This is a genomic window from Acidihalobacter aeolianus, from assembly GCF_001753165.1.
Taxonomy (GTDB): domain Bacteria; phylum Pseudomonadota; class Gammaproteobacteria; order DSM-5130; family Acidihalobacteraceae; genus Acidihalobacter; species Acidihalobacter aeolianus.
In genome coordinates this window covers 1,408,211-1,429,580 of record NZ_CP017448.1, presented here as the reverse complement: position 1 = coordinate 1,429,580, position 21,370 = coordinate 1,408,211, and the positions used below count along the sequence as shown (strand labels likewise).

General features: G+C 61.7%; 20 protein-coding genes and 1 other RNA gene. 15 read left to right on the top strand and 6 right to left on the bottom strand.

Annotation, left to right across the window (positions count from 1 at the left end):
• The first annotated feature begins 3 nt into the window (after positions 1-3).
• A complete protein-coding gene (locus BJI67_RS06650) occupies positions 4-1,188 on the top strand; it encodes an MFS transporter (protein ID WP_070072364.1) in 1,185 nt (394 codons plus the stop codon).
• Between the two features lie 28 nt (positions 1,189-1,216).
• On the opposite strand, the gene BJI67_RS06645 is transcribed toward BJI67_RS06650, so the two are convergent.
• The 3 genes from BJI67_RS06645 to purL are packed head-to-tail and all read right to left on the bottom strand — an operon-like array spanning position 1,217 to position 6,467.
• Entirely contained in the window at positions 1,217-1,906 is a 690-nt protein-coding gene (locus BJI67_RS06645) for an HAD family hydrolase (RefSeq protein WP_070072363.1), read from the bottom strand.
• Between the two features lie 4 nt (positions 1,907-1,910).
• Complete coding sequence (locus tag BJI67_RS06640; RefSeq protein WP_070072362.1) at positions 1,911-2,507, bottom strand: hypothetical protein; 597 nt, start codon at positions 2,505-2,507, stop codon at positions 1,911-1,913.
• A gap of 57 nt (positions 2,508-2,564) precedes the next feature.
• A complete protein-coding gene (gene purL / locus BJI67_RS06635) occupies positions 2,565-6,467 on the bottom strand; it encodes a phosphoribosylformylglycinamidine synthase (protein WP_070074015.1) in 3,903 nt (1,300 codons plus the stop codon).
• Between the two features lie 119 nt (positions 6,468-6,586).
• On the opposite strand from purL, the gene ssrA reads away from it, so the two are divergent.
• Positions 6,587-6,950: a transfer-messenger RNA gene (ssrA, locus tag BJI67_RS06630) on the top strand.
• A gap of 163 nt (positions 6,951-7,113) precedes the next feature.
• Positions 7,114-8,331, top strand: coding sequence for a tyrosine-type recombinase/integrase (locus tag BJI67_RS06625; RefSeq protein WP_083250695.1), 1,218 nt, complete (start codon positions 7,114-7,116; stop codon positions 8,329-8,331).
• A 598-nt stretch (positions 8,332-8,929) separates the two neighbouring features.
• On the opposite strand, the gene BJI67_RS06620 is transcribed toward BJI67_RS06625, so the two are convergent.
• From BJI67_RS06620 to BJI67_RS06610, 3 genes are all read right to left on the bottom strand, one after another.
• Positions 8,930-11,611, bottom strand: coding sequence for a DEAD/DEAH box helicase (locus BJI67_RS06620; RefSeq protein ID WP_070072360.1), 2,682 nt, complete (start codon positions 11,609-11,611; stop codon positions 8,930-8,932).
• The gene (locus BJI67_RS06615) at positions 11,611-13,914 is read right to left on the bottom strand and encodes a site-specific DNA-methyltransferase (protein WP_197513341.1); all 2,304 of its coding nucleotides are present in this window, start codon (positions 13,912-13,914) and stop codon (positions 11,611-11,613) included. The genes BJI67_RS06620 and BJI67_RS06615 overlap by 1 nt, the downstream gene beginning before the upstream one ends.
• A 66-nt stretch (positions 13,915-13,980) precedes the next feature.
• Positions 13,981-14,175, bottom strand: coding sequence for a ribbon-helix-helix domain-containing protein (locus BJI67_RS06610; protein WP_070072359.1), 195 nt, complete (start codon positions 14,173-14,175; stop codon positions 13,981-13,983).
• 188 nt (positions 14,176-14,363) lie between these two features.
• On the opposite strand from BJI67_RS06610, the gene BJI67_RS06605 reads away from it, so the two are divergent.
• The 12 genes from BJI67_RS06605 to BJI67_RS17340 all read left to right on the top strand — a co-directional run bounded on the left by BJI67_RS06605 (position 14,364) and on the right by BJI67_RS17340 (position 21,359).
• A complete protein-coding gene (locus BJI67_RS06605; protein ID WP_070072358.1) occupies positions 14,364-15,146 on the top strand; it encodes a hypothetical protein in 783 nt (260 codons plus the stop codon).
• 101 nt (positions 15,147-15,247) lie between these two features.
• A complete protein-coding gene (locus BJI67_RS06600) occupies positions 15,248-15,445 on the top strand; it encodes a helix-turn-helix transcriptional regulator (protein ID WP_070074013.1) in 198 nt (65 codons plus the stop codon).
• 15 nt (positions 15,446-15,460) lie between these two features.
• Complete coding sequence (locus BJI67_RS17350; protein ID WP_156782053.1) at positions 15,461-15,649, top strand: hypothetical protein; 189 nt, start codon at positions 15,461-15,463, stop codon at positions 15,647-15,649.
• Positions 15,642-16,544: a toprim domain-containing protein gene (locus tag BJI67_RS06595; protein WP_070072357.1), complete on the top strand. Its 903-nt coding sequence runs from the start codon at positions 15,642-15,644 to the stop codon at positions 16,542-16,544. The genes BJI67_RS17350 and BJI67_RS06595 overlap by 8 nt, the downstream gene beginning before the upstream one ends.
• Complete coding sequence (locus BJI67_RS06590) at positions 16,541-18,067, top strand: YfjI family protein (RefSeq protein ID WP_070072356.1); 1,527 nt, start codon at positions 16,541-16,543, stop codon at positions 18,065-18,067. Before BJI67_RS06595 ends, BJI67_RS06590 begins: the two co-directional genes overlap by 4 nt.
• Entirely contained in the window at positions 18,064-18,726 is a 663-nt protein-coding gene (locus tag BJI67_RS06585; RefSeq protein ID WP_070072355.1) for a hypothetical protein, read from the top strand. Before BJI67_RS06590 ends, BJI67_RS06585 begins: the two co-directional genes overlap by 4 nt.
• A gap of 40 nt (positions 18,727-18,766) precedes the next feature.
• Positions 18,767-19,390, top strand: coding sequence for a hypothetical protein (locus BJI67_RS06580; protein ID WP_070072354.1), 624 nt, complete (start codon positions 18,767-18,769; stop codon positions 19,388-19,390).
• A 667-nt stretch (positions 19,391-20,057) separates the two neighbouring features.
• Positions 20,058-20,348, top strand: coding sequence for a nucleotidyltransferase family protein (locus tag BJI67_RS06575; protein WP_070072353.1), 291 nt, complete (start codon positions 20,058-20,060; stop codon positions 20,346-20,348).
• Entirely contained in the window at positions 20,341-20,697 is a 357-nt protein-coding gene (locus tag BJI67_RS06570) for a HepT-like ribonuclease domain-containing protein (RefSeq protein WP_070072352.1), read from the top strand. The genes BJI67_RS06575 and BJI67_RS06570 overlap by 8 nt, the downstream gene beginning before the upstream one ends.
• The gene (locus BJI67_RS06565; RefSeq protein WP_070072351.1) at positions 20,694-21,023 is read left to right on the top strand and encodes a hypothetical protein; all 330 of its coding nucleotides are present in this window, start codon (positions 20,694-20,696) and stop codon (positions 21,021-21,023) included. The genes BJI67_RS06570 and BJI67_RS06565 overlap by 4 nt, the downstream gene beginning before the upstream one ends.
• Entirely contained in the window at positions 21,020-21,199 is a 180-nt protein-coding gene (locus BJI67_RS17775) for a helix-turn-helix domain-containing protein (RefSeq protein WP_070072350.1), read from the top strand. The genes BJI67_RS06565 and BJI67_RS17775 overlap by 4 nt, the downstream gene beginning before the upstream one ends.
• Positions 21,200-21,212: 13 nt before the next feature.
• Complete coding sequence (locus tag BJI67_RS17340) at positions 21,213-21,359, top strand: hypothetical protein (protein WP_156782052.1); 147 nt, start codon at positions 21,213-21,215, stop codon at positions 21,357-21,359.
• Positions 21,360-21,370: the final 11 nt, after the last annotated feature.

The window sequence follows — 21,370 nt, the reverse complement described above, 5'->3', positions numbered from 1 at the left end:
TCGATGGGCGCATCAGAAATCGCCGGACGTCCCGCGCAGGCTGTGGCCGAACACCCGCACTACGCCCGTCTCGGCGGCCTCAGCTGGCTGCATTTTCTCAACGACGGCGCAGCCAACTATCTGCCTGGCGTACTGCCCGCCGTGCTCATCAATCTGCATCTGCACGTCGGACTGGCAGGCACGATCATGGCCGCCCTGCTCATCGGCCAGGCCCTGCAGGCCTTCACCGGCTGGGTCGCCGACCGCGTCGGCGGCCGAGTGTTCATCGTCATGGGTGTGCTCGGGTCCAATCTGGCCGGGGCTTTGATCGGCTTCGCGCCCAGTCTGTGGGCACTGATTCCGGTACTGATCGTGATCGGCATTTCCAACGCCCTGTTCCATCCGCAGGCGCTGGCTGGCGCACGCGCACTGAGTCGAGGTCGTCAGGGCTTCGGTCTGGCACTGTTCCTGGTCGGCGGCGAGGTCGGCCGCGGCCTGTGGCCGCTGTTCGCCAGCCTGGTGGTCGCCGGCTGGCGATTGCACTACCTCTGGCTGCTGGCCATCCCCGCCCTGTTCAGCGTGCCGCTGCTGTGGGCGGCACTGCCGGTGCAGCCTCCGCGTCATCCCGATGCCAGGCCCATCGCCTGGGGCCGGCATATCGGACCGCTTTCCGCACTGGTGGGCTTTTCCAGCCTGCGCGCACTGATGATCTTCGGGTTGGTCACCTACCTGCCGATCATCTGGCACGATCGCGGCCACTCGCTGGTCGAGTCGTCGGCACTGATCAGCGTGTTGCTGGTGGTCGGCATCATCGGCAACGTCGGCGGCGGGCAGATCTCGGATCGCTTCGGCCGCAAGCGCGTGGTATTCACCGCGATTCTGGCCTCGACCCTCCTGCTTGCCCTGCTGCCGTTCGTGAACGGCATCGAACAGTGGGTAGTGCTGGGCCTGCTCGGAATCGCGCTGTTCGCCACCCTGCCGATCAGCATCGTGATCGGTCAGGACATCTTTCCGGAGAACCGCTCCATGGGCTCGGGCATCGCGCTGGGCGTGTCCAACGGCCTCGGTGCCGTGGCGCTGATCCTGTTGGGAGTGGTAGCCACTCACCTGGGCCTGATCGACGTGCTCTGGGTGCTGGTCGGCGTGGGCGCCGCAGCCACTCTGTTCAGCCTTGCGCTACCCGGGGCGGTCAGTCCCGCGCATCACTGAGCGCGGCCGAAGCCACGGGCACCACCGATCAGGCCCAGCGCACGAGCAGTTCGGCGATCTCGCCGACGTGGCGCACCGTGGCATCGGGGCGCGGATCGCCCGCCGGCCAGGCCGCACCGGTGGGATTGACCCAGACCGTGCGCATGCCCTGCGCGCGAGCGCCCTGCACGTCGGCATAGGGGTTGTCGCCGACATGCACGCACTCCCCCGCGGGCACGCCGGCAGCCGACAACGCGTGCCGGAAGATGCCGGGTGACGGCTTTGCGCTGCCCGCCTGTGCCGCGGTGATCACGAAATCGAAGTAATGGCCCACGCCGATGTGGTGCACGTCGGCATTGCCGTTGGTGATCGCGCCGACGCGGTAGCGTTCGCGCAGGCCTTCGAGCAGGTCGATGGCCTCGCGGTAGAGTTCGACCTCGTTGCGCGCCAGCCAGAACACCTTGAAGCCCTCCTCCACCCAGTCGCCCGCCAGCGCATGCGCGGCCGACAGCTCGGCCAGCCACTGCTTGCGCAGGCGTGTGAAGTCGTGCTGCATCTCCGGGAAGCGGTCGAAGTATGCGACGCGATGACGAATCAGCGCGTCGAGGTCGTACTGCCGCGCCAGTGCCGGGCAGGTGCGCTGCACCCACTCGAAAAACCTTGCCTCGGCTGCGACGATGACCGGCTCGCAGTCCCACAGCGTATCGTCGAGGTCGAAGGTGATGCAGCGAATCGGCATCGCCCTAGTGGCGGGCCCCGCTGGCCACGCTGTTGAAGTATTCCAGCGCCTTCTGAATCGCGAACATGGGCGCGTCGTCCACGCTGGCCGGATCGCTTTCGGAGGCGATGTCGCTGTAGAACTTGCGGAACGCGAGTATGTGCAGCGGCAGTTCCTTGGCGAAGAGGTCGTTCTGGTCGATGAAGAACTGCCCCAAGGCCACCACCGCAGCCGCACGGCGGTCGTCGTCCAGCTCCTCCGCCGCCTCGACCTCGACTCGCGGCAACTCGCCCGCAGCCCCGTTGATGCGGAATACCACGACCGAGTCTCCAGCCACCGCGTCGTCCAGCGTGAAGTCCGGGCGCAGGTTGAGGTGCCCCTTGGCGCGAATGTGGTCCATCGGCTGGAACACCTTGCTGGACATGTTGATGCCCCACAGCTCGAGGTCCTCGCGCAGTGTGCGCGCGGCCTCGCTTCCGGCCAGGGCATGCAGGGTCTGGGCATAGGCCATGTCCCAGATCCAGACCTGGCCGTATTCGGGCAGCACGTCGCCCTCGGCGCGCAGGCCGGCGCGGGCGTCGGCGGGGAAACCGGGTGCGAAGCGCACGCTGATCTCTAGCATCGTCTATCTCCTGTGCGCGTTGCGATAACCCGATTCTAACATTCCCGACCGCATCGCTCAGCCAAGCCAGACCCGCGCATTGCGGAACAGGCGCAGCCAGGGCGAGTCCTCGCCCCATTCCTCCGGGCACCAGGAGAACTGCACGCTGCGGAAGGTTCGTTCCGGGTGCGGCATCATGATGGTGAACCGTCCGTCTTCCGAGCACAGTCCGGTGATGCCGAGCGGCGAGCCGTTCGGGTTTTCCGGGTAACGCTCGGTCGGCTGAGCATGGCGGTCGACGTAACGCAGCGTGACCAGACCCGCGCGCAGCACGGCCTCCGCCGTATTGTCGACGAACTGGGCTCGGCCCTCGCCGTGGGACACCACGATCGGCAATACCGAACCCTGCATGTCTGCAAACAGGATCGACGGCGAAGGCGTCACCTCGACCATGACGAGACGCCCTTCGAACTGCTCCGAGGCATTGCGTTCGAAGCTCGGCCAGTGGCCGGCACCCGGAATCAGCGTCTTGATCTGCGACATCATCTGGCAGCCGTTGCACAGGCCTATGCCGAAGGTGTCGGAACGGTTGAAGAAACTCTCGAAGGCGTCGCGCGCGCGGGGATTGTAGAGAATCGATTTGGCCCAGCCGCCGCCCGCCCCGAGCACGTCGCCATACGAAAACCCGCCGCCGGCAGCCAACCCATGGAAGTCGGCCAGATCGACCCGCCCGGCGATGATATCGCTCATGTGCACATCGACCGACTCGAAACCGGCGCGATGGAAACTCGCGGCCATCTCGACCTGGCCGTTGACGCCCTGCTCCCGCAACACGGCCACGCGCGGTCGCACGCCGCGGGCGATATAGGGTGCAGCCACGTTATCGGCCGGATCGAAGCCCAGGTGCGCGTGCAGTCCCGGATCGTCCGCCGCGCCCAGGCTGGCGAACTCCTGCTCGGCACAGTCCGGATTGTCGCGGAGGGCCTGCATGCGATAGCTGGTCTCGCCCCACACACGCTGCAGCGCCGCTCGCTCCTCGCGATAGAGCACGCGGTTACCGGCGCGGATAACGACCGCGTCGTCGTCGGCCAGGGTGCCGATCACCTGGGTGTGGCGACCGAGGCCGCATTCCTCGAAGGCCATCAGCACCTCGTCGACATCCACGTGCCGCACCTGCAGAACCGCACCGAGTTCCTCGGCGAACAGGCAGGCGAGCGGCTCGCGCACATCGCCAAGATCGACATCCACTCCGCAATGACCGGCAAACGCCATCTCGCACAGCGTGGCCAGCAGCCCGCCGTCGGAACGGTCGTGGTAGGCCAGCAGGCGGCCGTCGCGATTCAACGTTTGCACGGCCTCGAAGAAGCCGCTCAATGTTTGCGGCGCATCGAGGTCGGGCGCCTGATGGCCGAGCTGACCGAAGGCCTGCAACAGGGCCGAGCCGCCCAGGCGGTCGCGTCCCTTGCCGAGATCGACCAGTACGAGATCGGTATCGCCGACATCGGTGCACAGCTGAGGCGTCAGCGTGCGGCGTACGTCCTCGACCGGGGCGAAGGCGGAGACGATGAGCGAGAGCGGCGCGGTCACGGCGCGCTTTTCGCCGCCCTCGTGCCAGACCGTCTTCATCGACAGGGAATCCTTGCCGACGGGAATCGCGATCCCCAGCGCCGGACACAGCGCCTCGCCCACCGCACGCACCGTGTCGTACAGCGCGGCATCCTCGCCGGGATGGCCTGCGGGCGCCATCCAGTTGGCCGACAGGCGCACCTCGCCAAGCCGCGGCACCGCAGCCGCGGCCAGATTGGTCAGCGCCTCGCCGATCGCCATGCGACCGGAGGCGGCCGGATTGAGCAGCGCCAGCGGCGGACGTTCGCCAATGGCCATCGCCTCGCCGGTATAACCGTAGAAATCGCTCAGGGTCACGCCGACGTCCGCTACCGGCACCTGCCAGGGCCCGACCATCTGATCGCGCGCAACCAGGCCGCCGACGGTGCGGTCGCCGATGGTAATCAGAAAACTCTTGCTCGCCACGGAGGGCATCCGCAGCACGCGACGTACCGCTTCATCCAGGGCAATGCCATCGAGCGACGGCGCCGCATGATGGACGGTCGTACGTTTCACGTCGCGCAGCATCTTCGGCGGCTTGCCCAGCAGGACCTCCATGGGCAGGTCGACCACCGTTTCCTCGAGCTGGGCGTCGCCGACCACCAACTGCTGCTCCGCAGTGGCCTCGCCGATCACCGCATACGGGCAGCGTTCGCGCTCGCACAGGGCGGCGAAGGCATCCAGGCGCTCGCTGTCGACGGCGACCACGTAGCGTTCCTGAGCCTCGTTGCACCAGATCGCGAGCGGCGACATGTCGGGATCGTCGTTGGGCACCGCGCGCAGTTCGAAGCGACCGCCCCGACCGGCGTCGTTGACCAGTTCCGGCACCGCATTGGACAGGCCGCCGGCGCCGACGTCGTGCACCGACAGAATCGGGTTGTCCGCACCCAGGGCGGCGCAGCGGTCGATCACCTCCTGGCAACGGCGCTGCATTTCAGGGTTGCTGCGCTGCACCGAGGCAAAATCCAGCACCTCCTCGCTCGCTCCGGTGGCCATGCTGGATGCAGCTCCGCCACCCAACCCGATCTGCATTGCGGGTCCGCCGAGCACCACGATCTGCGCGCCGGGCGGTATCGGTTGCTTGTCGACCAGATCGGCACGTATCGCACCGACGCCGCCCGCCAGCATGATCGGCTTGTGGAAACCGCGCACCTCGTCACCGTCGACACCGGCTACGCGCTGCTCGTAGGTGCGGAAGAAACCCGCAATACCCGGGCGGCCGAATTCGTTGTTGAAGGAGGCACCGCCGATGGGGCCCTCGAGCATGATGTCCAGGGCGGACACGATGCGCCCCGGCTTGCCGTGGTCGATTTCCCAGGGCTGCTCGAAGCCCGGTATGCGCAGATTGGAGACGGCAAAACCGGTTAGCCCGGCCTTGGGGCGCGCACCGCGCCCGGTCGCTCCTTCGTCTCGGATCTCGCCGCCGGAGCCCGTCGCCGCCCCGGGAAAGGGCGAAATCGCCGTGGGGTGGTTGTGCGTCTCGACCTTGATGCAGGTATGCACCGCCTCGCGAGATTCGACGTAGCGCATGCCGCCGGCCTCCGGCGCAAAACGCACCGTGGCCTCGGGGCCGGCGAATACCGCAGAGTTGTCGTGATAGGCGGACAATATGCCTTCCGGCGCATGCCGGTAGGTATTGCGGATCATCTCGAACAGGCTCTTGTCCTGAGCCTTGCCGTCGATCACCCAGCTGGCATTGAAGATCTTGTGCCTGCAATGCTCCGAATTCGCCTGCGCGAACATCATCAGTTCGGCATCGGTCGGGCTGCGCCCCAGCGCGGTGTAGTTTTCCGCAAGATATTCGATCTCGTCATCCGACAGCGCGAGACCCAGATCGCGATTGGCGGCCTGCAGGGCCTCCATTGGCTGCTCGCCGAGCTCGATGTGGCCGAGCGGCGCCGGCGTCGCCTCGCGGAACAGCACCAGTGCGTCCTCGCAGGAATCAAGCGCCGCCTCGGTCATCCGGTCGTAGAGCGCCCGGCGCAGACCGTCGCGCGTCGTTTCGTCGATCGGGGCATTCAGGCTCACGCGATAAACCACGCCGCGCTCGACGCGCTCGACTACCTCCAACCCACAGTGCTGCAGGATGTCCGTCGCCTTGCTCGCCCACGGCGATATGGTGCCCGGGCGTGGGGTCACCACGCATTCGAGCATTGCGGAGGCATCGGCTCCGGAGAATGGCAAAGCATCGTCGGTTACACCCAGCACGGCCTCCAGGCGCACATGCTCGTCCGCATTCAGAGCACGCACCGGAAAGGCGAAAAATACAGGGTGTGCCACCACGTCGGCGGCCGCAGGTGCGACGGCTTGCAGTTTTGCCAGCAGTCGCGCGCGGCGGAATTCTGATAATGCGGCGGGTCCCTGTAGCAACAACATGGCGATCGGTCCGGTCTGTCGAAGAGGCGCAATCATACTAGGAATGCCGCCCCACACGCATGTCACCAATGATGTACCCACAAGCGGTGCTCAATCGGTTATAATTGCCGTCTTCCAAAGGGGGCGACCTGGCTTCGACGTGGGTCGCGAAACCGGAGGTGCATGCCGAGGATGTAGCTGCCCTCGTAAAACACGCTGCAAATCTATAGTTGCCAACGACGACAACTACGCACTCGCCGCTTAAAACCCGGTAGGGGTGCCGTCTGACTGAGTCTGTGCTTGTGCACTCAGACCCAGGCGTCGACTCTCACAAGCTCGCGACGACGCTCTCCCGGGGCCGAATCGTTAAAACCTAACTGGGATCGCCGACTGTTTTCCCTGCCCGTCGGGTAGCAGGCGGTTAAACTCAAAGACTGGGATAAGCATGTAGAGCCGAAGGCAGAGGACTTGCGGACGCGGGTTCGATTCCCGCCGCCTCCACCAATTCAATTCCCAGTAACATCCAAGAAAGTCCGAAAGCCCGCGTAACAGCGGGCTTTTTTATTGCCTGCTTGTCCGATAGCGTCTAAAGTTACCCCATAGAATCCTGAATCCAGCAGGGGTAACTATTGGGGTTACCCCAAGACTGACGGAGCAGTTACCCCAAATGCCGCTTACAGACACAGCCATCAAGAAGGCCAAGCCCGAGGCCAGACAGCGCAAGCTCTATGATGAACGGGGCCTGTTCCTGCTGATCAGCCCCAAGGGCGGCAAGTGGTGGCGATTCAAGTACCTGTTCGACAGCAAGGAAAAGCTGCTCTCCCTCGGCACCTACCCCGACGTGAGCCTGAAAGACGCCCGAGACCGGCGGGACGAAGCCCGCAAACAGGTTGCGGCTGGCATCGATCCCGGTGAACACCGCAAGGCCAAGAAAACGGCGAAGGTAGCGAAGCAGGCCAACAGCTTTGAAGTAGTGGCGCGTGAATGGTACGCCAAGCACTCCCCCAACTGGTCCGCCAATCATGGCGACCGGATCATCCGCCGTCTGGAGCGAGACATCTTCCCCTGGGTCGGTGCCTCCCCGGTAGCCGACATCACCGCCCCACAACTGCTGGAAGTGATTCGCCGTATCGAACAACGGGGAGCCCTGGAAACCGCCCACCGCGCCCTGGGAAACTGCGGCCAGGTCTTCCGCTATGCAGTGGCCACCGGACGGGCTGAGCGCGATCCAAGCGGCGACTTGAAGGGCGCACTCCCGCCAGTGAAAGGCACGCACTTTGCCGCAGTGACGGACCCCAAAAAAGTCGGCGGGGTACTCAGGGCAATAGACGCCTATGAAGGCACCCTGATTGTGCGCTGCGCCCTCCGCCTTGCTCCGCTGGTCTTCGTGCGTCCTGGAGAACTACGCCATGCCGAATGGGCGGGCATCGACCTGGATGCCGCCGAATGGCGATACACGGTCTCCAAGACGAACACCCAGCACATCGTTCCCCTATCCCGCCAGGCGGTCGAGATATTGCAGGAGCTTCACCCGCTCACCGGCCGGGGGCGATATGCATTCCCCAGCGCAAGGAATCCCAAAGGTGACCGCCCGATGAGCGACAACGCCATCCTTTCAGCCATGCGGCGCATGGGTATCGAGAAGGACGAAATGAGCGGCCACGGCTTCCGGGCGATGGCGCGAACCATCCTCGATGAAGTGCTGGGCTTCCGCCCCGATTACATCGAACACCAGCTTGCCCACGCCGTGCGTGATCCCAATGGCCGCGCCTACAACCGCACCGCGCACCTGCCGGAACGGCACAAGATGATGCAGGTCTGGGCTGACTACCTCGACAAACTGAAAGCAGGCGCGGAGATTGTACCAATTAACCAAAGCGCCTGAACGAAGCCACCGGGGAGCCCCTTGGGGGCGGACGGGTTGGCGGGCGGGGGCTCAAAAAAGCGGAGGCAATTTACACATAATGCAAATTATGCGGCGAAGCGGACAGCGCGGTTTTTGCGCTGCGCATATATTCCGCAGCTTATTGTTCAGTGTGCCGACACCGACCTGGTTGGGTAGCAGCGGCCGACCCTTTACCGAAGCCCCCGGCAATTGGGGCGGGAAAGACAGCGCAGTCGCGGGGCGCGGCGGCTGGGCGATAGCCGATGCCATGGCCAGCGGCACGAAAGCGGTAACGAAGGGTAACCATGCCAGCAAGGGGCACTGAGCCGGTTGCGGAGTTTACGGAGCATCTGGCGGTGATGAACCCCGGCACGATGCAGCCCGCTGCGGAGCCGCAAGCCCTTGGCCCCCGCTGTTTGGGGGCGAAGGGTGCAGTGGCGGAGTGCGGGCGGGAACGGAGGGGACGGAACTCGACCGGAGCCACTTAGCCAGTCTGCCGGAGCTTGCGGAGGCAGTCTGGCGGCTCCGAATCTTGGCACGGCGCAGCCCGGCGCGGCGCTTGCCGCGTAGCTTGCAAGCGGCGTGACGGGTGGTCAGATCAGTCTTTGTACTCCCGGAATCCCGTCAACACGTCAGCAAACGACTTCGGCGCGTACTTCTCGAAACCTTCCTGATCCACATACACAAAATCGTATGTCACATCTGACTGCGTGGCGTTGATGTCCTCGCACCACTGGCGCAGCCGTTGTGTTTTCAACGGCACATCCAGGTCTTCCTGTCCCTTGGTCTCGACCACCACAATCCGGCCATCGGACAGCTTCACGAAGAAGTCGGGATAGTAGTTGGATATATCGCCGTCCGCATTCACGTAATCCAACTTGAAGTGCACCGCCAGATAATTCTTGGCGTAGGACACCACATCGCTGCAATCCTCCAGAAAACTGGCGAATCGCAGCTCGAAATGACTGTCGCCGATCACGCGATTGAATACGCTCTTTTTCGGCATCAGATAGCCCTGATCTTTAACTACAAAGGGCCGGGTCTGACGCAGCTTGATGGTATCCCGGATTTCCGCGTCGCCTTTGTCGCGCACGGTCAGATCGTTGATCGCTTTCTTGAAGGTCTCGATCACCGTCTTGGTGGCCGCCAGTTCGGACAGATTGCGCAGCGTGTTCGGTGATTCCAGATCAACCGCCTGGCTGAACAGTGCATCCTGAATAAACGCCTTGATCTTGCCGTACAGCACATCGTAGCCACTCACCAGCCGCAGCTCTTTCATCACGGTCTGGGCAAAGTAACCGATCACACTGCGATAGTCCGCTACTCCGGCGGTATCCAGTATCGTGGTATGCGTCACCTCGCCGGTGGTAATGTCCTTGAACACAATCTCGCGCTGTTCCTCCTCGCTGAAGGTCTGGTAGATCACCGGCTGGAATGTCATTGCCCCCGCATCCAGATCGCCCAGGTTCTTATACTCACGATAAACACGCGGCGTCAGCACCGGGATTTCAATATCCAGCGCCTCAATGTCTTTCTTCTCATTACTGTTATCGACTTCCACCACCAGTGGCGTTTTGGGCTTGGTGCCTTCGCCCATGGCCTTGTGTTCCAACTCCACACCCTCGGCCTGAATGGACTCAACAAAGTCCATGAAGGCATCCGTACCCACCACACTGACGTATTCCTCCACCCCACCGGGGTACATCTTGCGCAAGCCGCGCCCCAGCGTTTGCTCCGGCAGAATATTGCTCTTGGCCGAATAGGCCCGCAGTCCGACGATGGTGGTCACGTTGCGCACGTCCCAGCCTTCCTTGAGCATCAGTACGGAAACAATCGCCTTGTAGGGGCTTGCCAGTGAGTCGATCTCGTTCGATTGCTGGCGCAGCTTCTCCAGTTCCTCCTTGGCCTTGCCCGAGGCCGCTTCGGAAATCTCGCCGTTGTTCTTGGTATGAATCACCAACACCGCATCTTTGAGATCGGGGTATCGCCCTTCCAGGTACTCCGCCACGTCATCGCAGTTCTTGGTGTCGTCGGTCATCACGAACAGGATGGCCTTCTTGTCCAGCTTCTGGTGTTCCTCATACGCCTTGCGCCATTCGATCACGCCCAAGTCGATATAGTCCGCATACTTTTCCGTGTACTTGGAGCTTTGGCGTTCTGACAGCTTGGCGCGGCTTGCTGCATCGGGCAGGACCGGATGCTTCACCACGTTCTGCGAGATCGCCTCCACCAGCGGATAGTCCGCCACCGTCTGCACAAAGATCGCGCCATTGTTGTGTTTTGGCGTGGCGGTCACATCCAGTTGTAGAGAAAGCGCGCCCCCTTTTTGCAACAGCCGGTTGTGAATATCCTGAATCGATTGAAACCAGGCAAGTCTCGCGTCATGGATATGGTGCGCCTCATCGTTGAGCACCATCAACTCGTCGATGTCGCGCACAATCATGCCCAGGTCCACCTTGGAGTCAGTGGTTCCACCCGTCGGTCGTTTACCCAGGAAATAGTCCATGGTGTTGTCGTCATCCGGTGACGGCGGAATATCCTCTCCGGCATAGACGCGATGGATATTGGTCAGAAAGATATTGCCAACCGGATGGGTGACGTTCACCTCGTCCTGCTTGTGCAGGGTCAGTTGAAAATCGTCCCGCCAGTTTCGGCCATCGAAGCCGTTATCGGGCAGCACCGGGTCTTCAAAGAAAATCCGCAAGCCCTGAAAATCCTTGTAGATGCGATCCAGCACGATGATGTTGGGCGCGATCACCAGAAAGTTGCGCGACAGCTCCGAATCCGGCTCATACAGCTTGTGATAGAAACTCCAGGCCAGCGCCAGACTCATCACCTTGGTCTTGCCGCTGCCGGTGGCCATCTTGATCACATAACGCCGCCAGCTTTCATCGAACATCTGCGCCGACACCGCGCCTCTGCTGTCGAAGCGCATCAGGTCGAACTTGTCCTTCGCACCCACCACGTCATACAGGTAGATCACAGTCTCCAGCGCCTCACGCTGGGCGAAGAAGTATCGAAACTGTGTATCCGTACCGTCCGCCTGCATCTGCAAGTGCGGCTCCTTGAACCACCAGTTCAGCAGGCTCTTGCTGGTATCACTCGCGCCCACATAACCGCTGCCTCGGAATTCCTTGACCTTCTTGCGCAGGCTGGCCACCAGGGGTGGCATCAACTTGTCCATGCTGGTGTCGCGCAAGGCCTCGTCCGCCGGAAACCAACGGATCTCGGGATCGAGAATGGCGTGCGGCGAGTTGGGGAAGTCAGGATGCAGGGCCACTATTTCTTCCCTCCCACGCTGACTTCCACGATGGTCATGGTGTCATTACCAAAAATATCCACCACCTTCACGGCGATCTTGCGCCGTCCCGGCGGGCATTCGTGCGCCACGCTGGTCAGCTCCAGCGAGCGGTCCTTCTTGGTGCGAAAGCTCTGCCACTCATTCTCGAACACGTAGTCGCCGGTCCACTGTTCCTCGGTCTCGCCGGTTTCCGCGTTCTGGATGCGCACGATCTCGCGCTTGCTTTCGAAGTCGAAGTCCACCGACCAGTAGTCGATCCAGTCGGTCCAGTGCTGGGTCAGTTGTTCGCGGGTAATCACGCCGTCCTTGTCCTTGCTCACCTTCACGATCTGGCCCCGCTCCACCACGATGCGGTTGCCCTTCTTCTTCAGGCTGGCCTCTGCGTTGGCGATGGAGTCCTGCGAATAGAACACCGAAAAATCGGTCAGCTCCACCGCCACCGTGTTCTTCTTCACATGCGGCTTTACCTCGATGAAGGAGACATCGTGGAATACCACCTGATTCTTCTCTACCGCTCGCTTGTCGAACACCTCGGCGGGGATGTACTTGGGCGCAATGTCGATGCCCTTGCCGCGCGCCTCGTCCAGCACATTGGGAAACAAGCCCATCTCGAACTCGAAGCCGAGGATGTCCACCTTCGTGATGTGCTTCTTGCGGCACTCAAGGATGATCTCCTCCACGAACAGCCGGGTGACCGGCATGTTCACCGGCCCCACCGCCACCAGCCGCCCGGCGCGCTTGCCGTTGAAGGTGGTAAAGCCCTCCACCTGCTCCGCCCGGTAGGCGCGCAGGATCAGATCGAGGAAGGCCGCTTCCTTCGCCGCCAACTGCTGCTGTTTCTGCTCCTCGCGCAGGTCGGGATTGACGCCGATGTAATGCTGGCGCTCGTACTTGCCCAAGTTGAGGATTTCAAAGGCGCGGTAGTCCTTGCCGTCTTCTTTTAACTGACGCTGCACGCCGATCATGCGCTTGCGGGTGGTGTGGATGGCGAACTTGCCCAGATCGCTGGCGATCCATTTGCGGCCGAGTTTTTCCGCCACGGCGGCGGTGGTTCCGGAGCCAGTGAAAAAATCTGCGATTAGGTCGCCTTCATTGGAAGATGCTTTAACAATGCGTTCAAGCAAGTCCTCGGGTTTCTGTGTCGGGTAATCAATTCGTTCGCTGGACGTATTAGCGACTCTCCCAATATCGTTCCAGTTCGTGGTTAAACGTTTCCCGCCCTTGGTTTCATCTAGGTATGTTTTTAATCCGTCTAGGCGCGGGGTTCCATCACGTTTGAGAAGAATTTTCCCTTCATCCCACCACGCTTCAAGCTGTTCCAACGTCGCACCCCACGACCTGTTATCTGGCGGCTTTGTTCCGCGCCACTCGAATTGTCTTTCGGGATTTCTGCCGGAAAATGTTAAATCTCTTCCGGTGAAAAGCCGGCCGTCTTTGTCTTCCTTATACCGGCTTAGCTGAGCATCGCTATAGTCTGTATATTGTTCATTAAACGAATACTTTTTGGATTTTGAAAAAAACCATATTGTGTCATTGGCTCTAACATATCCTTGCGATTTCATGTTATGGGCATTGGTTCTCTGCCAAACTATTTCATTGACTAAATTGTCCTTACCAAAAATCTCGTCCATTACAAGACGTATATGACTATTCACCCGCCAATCGCAATGCACATAAATACTCCCATCCTCCGCCAGCAAATCCCGCATCAGCACAAGGCGCTCGTAGATCATGGCAATAAAGGAATCCGCGCCTTTGCCCCAAGTGTCGCGGTAGGCGATCTCTTCGAGGATGTTCGGCTTCTTGGTGAAGGTGTCGCCGCCGATCTCGATGTCCATGGAGAAGTCGGCGCCCACGTCGAAGGGCGGGTCGATGTAGATGAGCTTGAGGCCGCCCTGTTTCTCGATCTCCTCGCGCAGCGGGCCGTTTTTGAGTGATGACAGGATCAGCTTGTTATCGCCCCAGATCAGCTTGTTGGTCCAGCCCTGGAGCTGTCGGCCACGGTTGTCCATGGAGAACAGGTCGCCCATGATCGGGTTGTCCTCCGGCTTCTCGGCGCGCGGCTCGTCCACCTGCTCGATGGTCTGAAACGGCAGCACGATGTTGCAGACCTCGTTGGTCTTGCCGTTCCACACCAGCTCCACCTCGCGCTTGTCGTCGAACAGCAGAAAGCGGTACTTCTCCGGCAGCGGCTTGTCGGCCTCCAGCAGCTTGATGATGTCGCGCTTTTCGTTGTCGGCGAGCTTCAGCGATCCGCGCCCGGCGTGGCTGTCACCCTTCACCTTCCCTGATTTCCCGTTACCCGCCATATCCGGCCCCTTGCTGCTTGTTGTTCTTGGTTGATTGGTTCATTTCGCCACTCTCTTGCGCCCGGCAGCCGGGCCCGGTTCGACGGGAATATCGTTACGCTCGCAGTAATCCATGATCAGGACCGCCACCATGTTGGCGATGGAACGGTGCTCCCGCTCCGCCGCCGTGCGCAGCGCCTCTTTCAGTTCCGGTTCGATACGAAAGGTCAGCGTAGTGGTCTTGGCGGTGGCCATGGTTTCCCTCAGTTCTGGCGGGCTACTGTGAATGTACTGTAATGTACTGCAACATCCCATATAATCCAATGGATATAGAGCAAAACACTTCAGGAGGGACGCATGGCCCGGCACTACTCCACCAGGAATTTCTTCCGGCAGATACCTAATGCCCTGCTGGCTTTGAACGGCCAAGGGAGCCGGCAGTCATGAAGCCGTGGGAATCCGACAATTGCGCCGCAATGCGGGCGCACTATGCGGTGTACTCCATCCCGCAGGCGGCAGCTTTGTGGTGTGGCGTCCCTGAGGACCAGGTCGAGGAAATTGTCCGAGAAGCCGTCCAGCTATCCCCAACGGGACTGGGGCGTAGTATCTGGCGGCATCCGGCGGTGCCTTGCCTCGAACCGAGGAGCCGTGCCATCGCAGAAGCCGTCGAGTCCGGCGAACTTCCGCACGGGCGGGAAGACGGTTCAACCGTCGCCTCGGGCGATCATGTCGCCTACGAGCGGAGGCATTTTTTCGGGCGCGACCTCAGGGCTTGGATGGAGAAAGCATTTCCGAATGAGAAGCCGGCATTCCTGTTCGACGACATTGAACGCAGCACGCACACAGCTATAAGCACAGACGCCTACCGCGCATTGAAAGCCGAGCACGACAAGCTGGCATCCCGCCTGGATACAGCCAAAACCGAGTACAAGAAATTACGGGAGCAAAAGGAATCCATTGAGGCGGAGCGGGACTCCCTCAAGGCTATGGTCGATAAGCTCGGAGCACCCAGTGAACGGGCCGAGTCCACCTATCAGAACATCATTGCCGCCCTGCTCGACTGTATTGCAGGAAATCTTCCCGGCGTGGAGAAGCATTCCTCCTTTCCCAGCGAGGCCAAACTGATCGACGCGATAGACGAGCATTTCCGTGGGTACGGGGGCTTATCAAAGAGCAATCTTTCCCGCAAGTTTCCCGAGGCGAAACGCGCCCTGCAAACTCGCTAGTTCCGCAATTGCGGCGATCGATGCTGCAATTGCGATGCTGCGCGGGAGTCGTGACATAACAATCGGTAACCATGTTCAACAACGCCTATGGAGGCGCAAACATGGCTACCGCAATCCTCAGACTTCCCGCCGTCAAGGCCCGCACCGGGCTTTCCCGCAGCACGATCTATCTACGTATTTCCGAAGGTCGCTTTCCAAAACCCGTATCCCTCGGCGGCCGTGCCGTCGGGTGGGTCGAAGCGGAAATCACCGATTGGCTGAACCAGCAGATCGAGGCCAGCCGCAAGGCTGCGCACTGAGGGGAGGCCGGGACCATGACCGCAAACAGAAAGGGCCGCGCTGGCTGGCACCAGGCGACCCCGAAGACTTCAAATCACCCCCGTAATTCTACCGGCATCGTTTCCCGCGTAAAAGCGGCCGTCATGACCCTCGCCGTGTGGAGCTGGTTCCCCATCGGACTGGCGCAGCGGATCAACCGCATGGGAGGGCCGCGTGATGAATAATGCGATCTCCCAATTCCGCGATGCGATGCGAGCTGCCGGGCTGGAGCCGCCGGACGTTCTCGAACCGGGCAAGCTGCATCGCTTCCCTGGTGCCGGAAAGCGCCCGGCTAACCGGGCCGGGTGGTGTCTGTTGTTCGATGACGGGCTGGGAGGTTGTTTCGGTGACTGGTCTTCCGGGTTTTCCGAGACCTGGCAGGCGAAGCGGGACAAGCCCTTGTCACGGGCCGAACGGGCCGCCTTCGCCCATCGTGTGGAAGCAGCAAAGAAGCAGGCCGAGGCAGAGCGCCACACCCGGCAGGCTGAGGCTGCGACCCGTGCCGCTGCGACCTGGAACGCAGCGACACCCGCCCCCGGCAATCACCCCTACCTGATCCGCAAGCGTATCCGGCCGCACGGCGCGAGGATTCACAAGGGCGCATTGACGGTGCCGGTAATGGACTTCACTGGCAGGCTGACCAGCCTGCAATTCATCGCTGCCGATGGCGGCAAGCTGCTGCTCTCCGGCGGGCGCAAGCTGGGCTGTTTCATTCCCGTGGCGGGCGATATGAAAGACCCCGCCCGCGTGATCCTCTGCGAGGGCTGGGCCACCGGCTGCACCCTTGCCGAGGATGAACCGGCCACGCGGGTGCTGGCCGCCATCGACGCGGGCAACCTGGAGCCGGTCGCGCTAGCTGCCCGCCACCGTTGGCCTTCCGCCGAACTGGTGATTGCGGGTGACGATGACCGGCTGACTGCTGGAAATCCCGGCGCTACCACGGCCAAGGCCGCCGCTATTGCATCGGATGGGCTGCTGGCCCTGCCCCAGTGGCCGGAGAATGCCCCGGAACATTTGAGCGACTTCAACGATCTGGCTGTGTGGCTGGCCCAGCAGGTTGAACAAGGGGGTGGTGTATGACTGCCGACCTGTTGAAGTCCGCCGCGCCACCGCCGGAGGATTGGCCGGAACTGGTGCCGCTGGATGCACCCAATCTTCCACGTCTCGATCTCGTACACCTGCCGGGCTGGGCCGGGGACTATGCCCGTGCCATTGCTGCCGATACCGAGACGCCACCGGAACTGGCCGCCGGTATGGTTCTGGTCGCCTGTGCTACCGCTGCCACCCGCCGTCTGCGGGTGATGGTGAAGCCGGGTTACTTTGAGCCCTGCAACCTGTGGGCCGTGGCCGCCCTGCCACCCGGCAACCGCAAGAGTGCCGTGCAGTCCGCCGCCACTGCGCCGCTGGTCGCCTGGGAGCGCGATCAGGCCACGATCATGGAATCGGAGATCAAGCGCATCACCAGCGAGCGCAAAACACTGGAGGCCCGCGCCAAGGAGAAGCGCAGCAAGGCCGCCAAGGAGAAGGACAACGGCAAGGCGGCGGAGCTGGCTCGGGAGGCCGCCGACATCGAGGCCGAACTTCCCGACATCCCCATGCAACCGCAGATATGGACATCGGACGCCACCCCGGAACGGTTGGGCGCACTGCTGGCCGAGCATGGCGAGTGCATGGCCTGGCTTTCCAGTGAAGGTGGTGTCTTCGACCTGCTGCAAGGCCGTTACTCCAACGGCATCCCCAACCTGGACCTGGTGCTGAAGGCCCATAGCGGCGATGCGGAACGGGTGGACCGGGGCAGCCGTCCGCCGGTCTTCCTGAAAGGCCCGCGCCTGAGTATCGGCCTGAGCCCGCAGCCAGATGTATTGCGGGGACTGGCGGCCAAGCCGGGATTCCGGGGCCGTGGCCTGCTAGGGCGATTCCTCTATCTGCTGCCGCCGTCCCCGCTGGGGTATCGCGCTTTGCAGTCCAATCCTGTACCGGAAGGGGTGCGCGACGCCTATGCGGCCGGTCTCCGTGCCATGTTGGATTGGGAGCCCGCCACCAACGAACACGGAGGAGAGGAAAGGCCGCACCTGCTACGCCTGAGCGATGAAGCCTATGCGGAGTGGTACGCCTTTGCCCAGGCCATCGAGGTGCAGATGCAACCGGGCCGGGAGCTGGAGCATTTCACCGACTGGGCAGGCAAGGCACCGGGCGCGGCGGCTCGTCTGGCCGGGGTACTTCATGCCATCAAGCACGCACACGGCACACCCTGGGAGGCCGCCATCACCGCCGACACCATGACCGCCGCACTGGAGATCATGGCCGTCATCGCCCGTCACAGTCTGGCGGCACTGGACATGATGGGGGCCGACCCAACCATTGCCGCCGCCCGGCTGGTGTGGGACTGGATTGAACGGGGCCGACTGACCCACTTCACCGTGCGCGAAGCCTTCAACGCCCTGCGCGGCACTTTCCCCCGCGTCGCCATGCTGCGCGAAGCTCTGGAGGCATTGGAAGAGCGTGGCTACCTGGAGGTAATCGAACCACCCCGTGATGGTCCCGGCCGTCCGCCCTCACCCGTGGTGCGTGTACGGCCGGAGATTGCGAGGGGGTGGCGATGAGCTGGCGAGAAACCCTCGGGGTAACGTCTTCGACCGAACCCCCCTATACGCACAATTCGCAGAATACGCAGAAACCTGCCGAGACGGGTAATTGTGCGGATAGTGCGGATTCTGCGTATAGGGATTCAAAAGAAGAAACCTCCAAGCTGCTGGAGGCCCTGGCCGATGCCTGCCGGGGACTCGACATCACTCCGGCCGAAGTAAAAGAAGCACTGGCAGCGGAGGACATCGAGGACTGGCGCAAGGGCGCGATCAGCGTTGACACCCTGGCCGCGTTCGCCCGTGCACTGGTGCAGCGGCGGGTGATGGATCAGGGCAAACGCCCCGGCCACTACACCGAGCAGGCCACCTGCAAGCACTGTGGCCCGATCTGGTTGTGGTTCTCCGGCGAAGTGTTGGGCTGCCCTTGGTGCTGGAATCGAGTAGCGGATAAACCGATACCGCGTCCGTCTTCCGTCCACTGCGGCGACTGCATCCATTTCGAGCGCATTCAATCACCGCACAGGCACCCGCACCTTGGCCACTGCGCCAAAGGGGAGCCGGAAGCCATCGCCGGATTGTGGGACACGGACCGGCGATATTGCGAACGCTTTTTACCAAGGCCACAGCAAACCAACAACGACCAACCAAGGCCCGCAAGGGCCGAAACAAAGATGTGAATTTCCCAAATGATTTCGGTTAAAAAATCTGGAGGCAGACATGGGCGGCATGGGTAGCGGGCGGCACTGGTACTGGGGTGCAAAAGACACCACCGACGATTACCGATCCATCGACGTGCGGCGCTGGAAACGGGACAGCTTGCTCACCCCGCACCAGTCCTACGGCTGGCAGTGGTCACGCCATGGCGAGGTTGTCGCCTCCATCCGCGTGCGCACCGAACCAAACCGGGTGATCCTCACCTACCGCCACCGGAGCGGCGGCGATGATTGGAAGGATGAAAGCTATCCCGTCTACCTCGACTGGACCGCCTGTAATCTTGGCGGGCAACGGCCCTGGTTTCTCTGCCCCGCCCGTGGTTGTGGTCGGCGCGTGGCGATCCTTTACGGCGGCGGCATCTTCGCCTGCCGTCACTGTTACCAGTTGGCCTACCCCAGCCAACGGGAAACCTGGGATGACCGGGCAGCAAGGAAAGCTGACCGAATCCGAGACAAATTGGGATGGGAGCCGGGCATCCTTAACGGAGACGGTTGGAAGCCCAAGGGGATGCACTGGAACACCTTCGAGCGGTTGACCGCGCAACATGACGCCTTCGTGCAGGTTTCATTGGCCGGGATGGCCGCAAAACTGAACCTGCTGGGGGAATCGCTGGATGACTGGGTGTAAGATGGTTTTATCAAGTGGTGGTTACCTGCACCATTCAGGGGTAACTTTCGGGGTAACCGTGACAAATATAAAACCACTTATCTTTTATTATTAAATAGATACAGGCGTTTTTCGGTAGTCGCCGCCTCCACCATTTAAAAAGACAGACCCGTCCACTAACCGCCCGGTTGGTTGACGGGTTTTTTATTGTCAGAAACTTACATCGCTTTCAGGATATCGACGATGCCGCCGCGATCAGTCCCTTCCGGGGACTACGGCTTGCGAGGCCTGCGATCTAACGAAGCGCGAGCTTATAGGCGAGTCCCGCAGGGATGTCACGGCTAGCCGGGCACAGATCTGTCACATCTCGCTTCTCTTTCACCCCATCATTTCCCGCATTATCACCCCCCATTCTCCGGGCCTCGTCCGGTGTCCTGCATTTTGTCCTGCAAGCGATGCTCGGCGATTTCGTCGGAAAGTGGTCGATGCTCTTTATAATTCCGTCAAACAGGTCGTTGAGTCTGACCTACCGGATTGGTTTCAAATCTGTCGGAACTCCCTCAAGATTTGAGTTACACGACGCATAGCACGTGTTATATCGTCGACCGGTTTTTGATGATCTACGTGCGCCTGGCGGTTTCGGACGCACAAGGCCATGTAGATAAACCCGTTGTTTAGAGGCTGAGCGATGAACAGACAACGTGCACTGGAGTTGCTGACCAGCAGCAAGCCGGAGTTGCAGGCTCGTTTCGGCGTGACCCGGCTGGCCCTGTTCGGCTCCACCGCTCGCGATACGGCAACCAGCGGCAGCGATGTCGATGTGCTGGTCGCCTTCGACGGTCCGGCCACCTCCAAGCGTTACTTCGGCGTGCAGTTCTACCTGGAGGACCTGTTCGGCTGTCCGGTTGATCTGGTCACCGAAAAGGCGTTGCGGCCGGAGTTGCGCCCCTACATTGAACAGGAGCGGGTCTATGTCTGATACCAGCCAGCGTGAATGGCGCTTCTATCTCGACGACATGATTGATTTTGCCGGGAAGGTGCTTGCTTACACCGACGGGCTTGACCAGACAGGTTTCCTGGCCAGCGGCCTGAATTACGATGCCACCCTGCGCAACCTGGAGCTGATCGGCGAAGCCGCCACACATATCCCTGACGAAGTCCGTGCCGCTCATCTCGAAATCCCCTGGCGAATGATCATCGCCACCCGCAACCGCCTGATTCATGGCTACCTCGGTATCGACGAGGACACCCTGTGGAGCATCATCCGGGAGGATGTGCCTGAACTGCTGCCGCTGCTCAGGGCGCTGAAAAACGAGTCACAGCCATGAAACCCGGCAGCATCAGGATTGTCGACCGCGTCTCCGCCACGGAAGCGATCAAGCGGCTGAATGAGGAGGATCTGCTCTTTCTCAACCAGCTGATCGTCGAACGGCTCAAGCTCATCTCCCAGGCCCGCGCCACCACGCTGATGACCCGCTTCACCAAGGGCGACAGGGTCGGTTTTCAGGCCCCGGACGGCCGGATGCTGGAAGAGATGGTGCTGCGCCTCAACAAAAAGACCATCAGCGTCGCCACCGATGACGGCCATCAGTGGAACGTCGCGCCCGGTCTGCTGCGGTTGGTTCAATCAGCAGGAGATGCCCAACGGCCATGAACCGCCAACCCGAAAACTTTCCGGAAACGGTCAAGGAGGTGCGGCGGCAACTGGCGCTCTCCCAGGAGAAACTGGCCCACGCCCTCGGGGTGAGCGCCGACCTCGCGTTTTTTACCAATGAGCCGAACCAGACCCTCGCGAATAGGGCAGACACTCAGCCAAAAGAACATCAGTAAGGAACACGGCCTCATGCCAACATTGAACTGGATCGGCAAAGAAGCCGTCGTCACACACCACAAAAACGTCCCCTTCCGCCTGCTGGAACCCGAGCCGGCGCTATCCCTGGCACGGCTTAGCCCGGCGCGGCGCTTGCCGCGTAGCTTGCAAGCGGCGTGACGGGCGAGCCG

Coding starts and splice junctions, on each gene's coding strand:
- BJI67_RS06650 (WP_070072364.1), top strand. CDS start 4: ATGGGCGCATCAGAAATCGCCGGACGTCCCGCGCAGGCTGTGGCCGAA.
- BJI67_RS06645 (WP_070072363.1), bottom strand. CDS start 1,906: ATGCCGATTCGCTGCATCACCTTCGACCTCGACGATACGCTGTGGGAC.
- BJI67_RS06640 (WP_070072362.1), bottom strand. CDS start 2,507: ATGCTAGAGATCAGCGTGCGCTTCGCACCCGGTTTCCCCGCCGACGCC.
- purL (WP_070074015.1), bottom strand. CDS start 6,467: ATGTTGTTGCTACAGGGACCCGCCGCATTATCAGAATTCCGCCGCGCG.
- BJI67_RS06625 (WP_083250695.1), top strand. CDS start 7,114: ATGCCGCTTACAGACACAGCCATCAAGAAGGCCAAGCCCGAGGCCAGA.
- BJI67_RS06610 (WP_070072359.1), bottom strand. CDS start 14,175: ATGGCCACCGCCAAGACCACTACGCTGACCTTTCGTATCGAACCGGAA.
- BJI67_RS06605 (WP_070072358.1), top strand. CDS start 14,364: ATGAAGCCGTGGGAATCCGACAATTGCGCCGCAATGCGGGCGCACTAT.
- BJI67_RS06600 (WP_070074013.1), top strand. CDS start 15,248: ATGGCTACCGCAATCCTCAGACTTCCCGCCGTCAAGGCCCGCACCGGG.
- BJI67_RS17350 (WP_156782053.1), top strand. CDS start 15,461: ATGACCGCAAACAGAAAGGGCCGCGCTGGCTGGCACCAGGCGACCCCG.
- BJI67_RS06595 (WP_070072357.1), top strand. CDS start 15,642: ATGAATAATGCGATCTCCCAATTCCGCGATGCGATGCGAGCTGCCGGG.
- BJI67_RS06590 (WP_070072356.1), top strand. CDS start 16,541: ATGACTGCCGACCTGTTGAAGTCCGCCGCGCCACCGCCGGAGGATTGG.
- BJI67_RS06585 (WP_070072355.1), top strand. CDS start 18,064: ATGAGCTGGCGAGAAACCCTCGGGGTAACGTCTTCGACCGAACCCCCC.
- BJI67_RS06580 (WP_070072354.1), top strand. CDS start 18,767: ATGGGCGGCATGGGTAGCGGGCGGCACTGGTACTGGGGTGCAAAAGAC.
- BJI67_RS06575 (WP_070072353.1), top strand. CDS start 20,058: ATGAACAGACAACGTGCACTGGAGTTGCTGACCAGCAGCAAGCCGGAG.
- BJI67_RS06570 (WP_070072352.1), top strand. CDS start 20,341: ATGTCTGATACCAGCCAGCGTGAATGGCGCTTCTATCTCGACGACATG.
- BJI67_RS06565 (WP_070072351.1), top strand. CDS start 20,694: ATGAAACCCGGCAGCATCAGGATTGTCGACCGCGTCTCCGCCACGGAA.
- BJI67_RS17775 (WP_070072350.1), top strand. CDS start 21,020: ATGAACCGCCAACCCGAAAACTTTCCGGAAACGGTCAAGGAGGTGCGG.
- BJI67_RS17340 (WP_156782052.1), top strand. CDS start 21,213: ATGCCAACATTGAACTGGATCGGCAAAGAAGCCGTCGTCACACACCAC.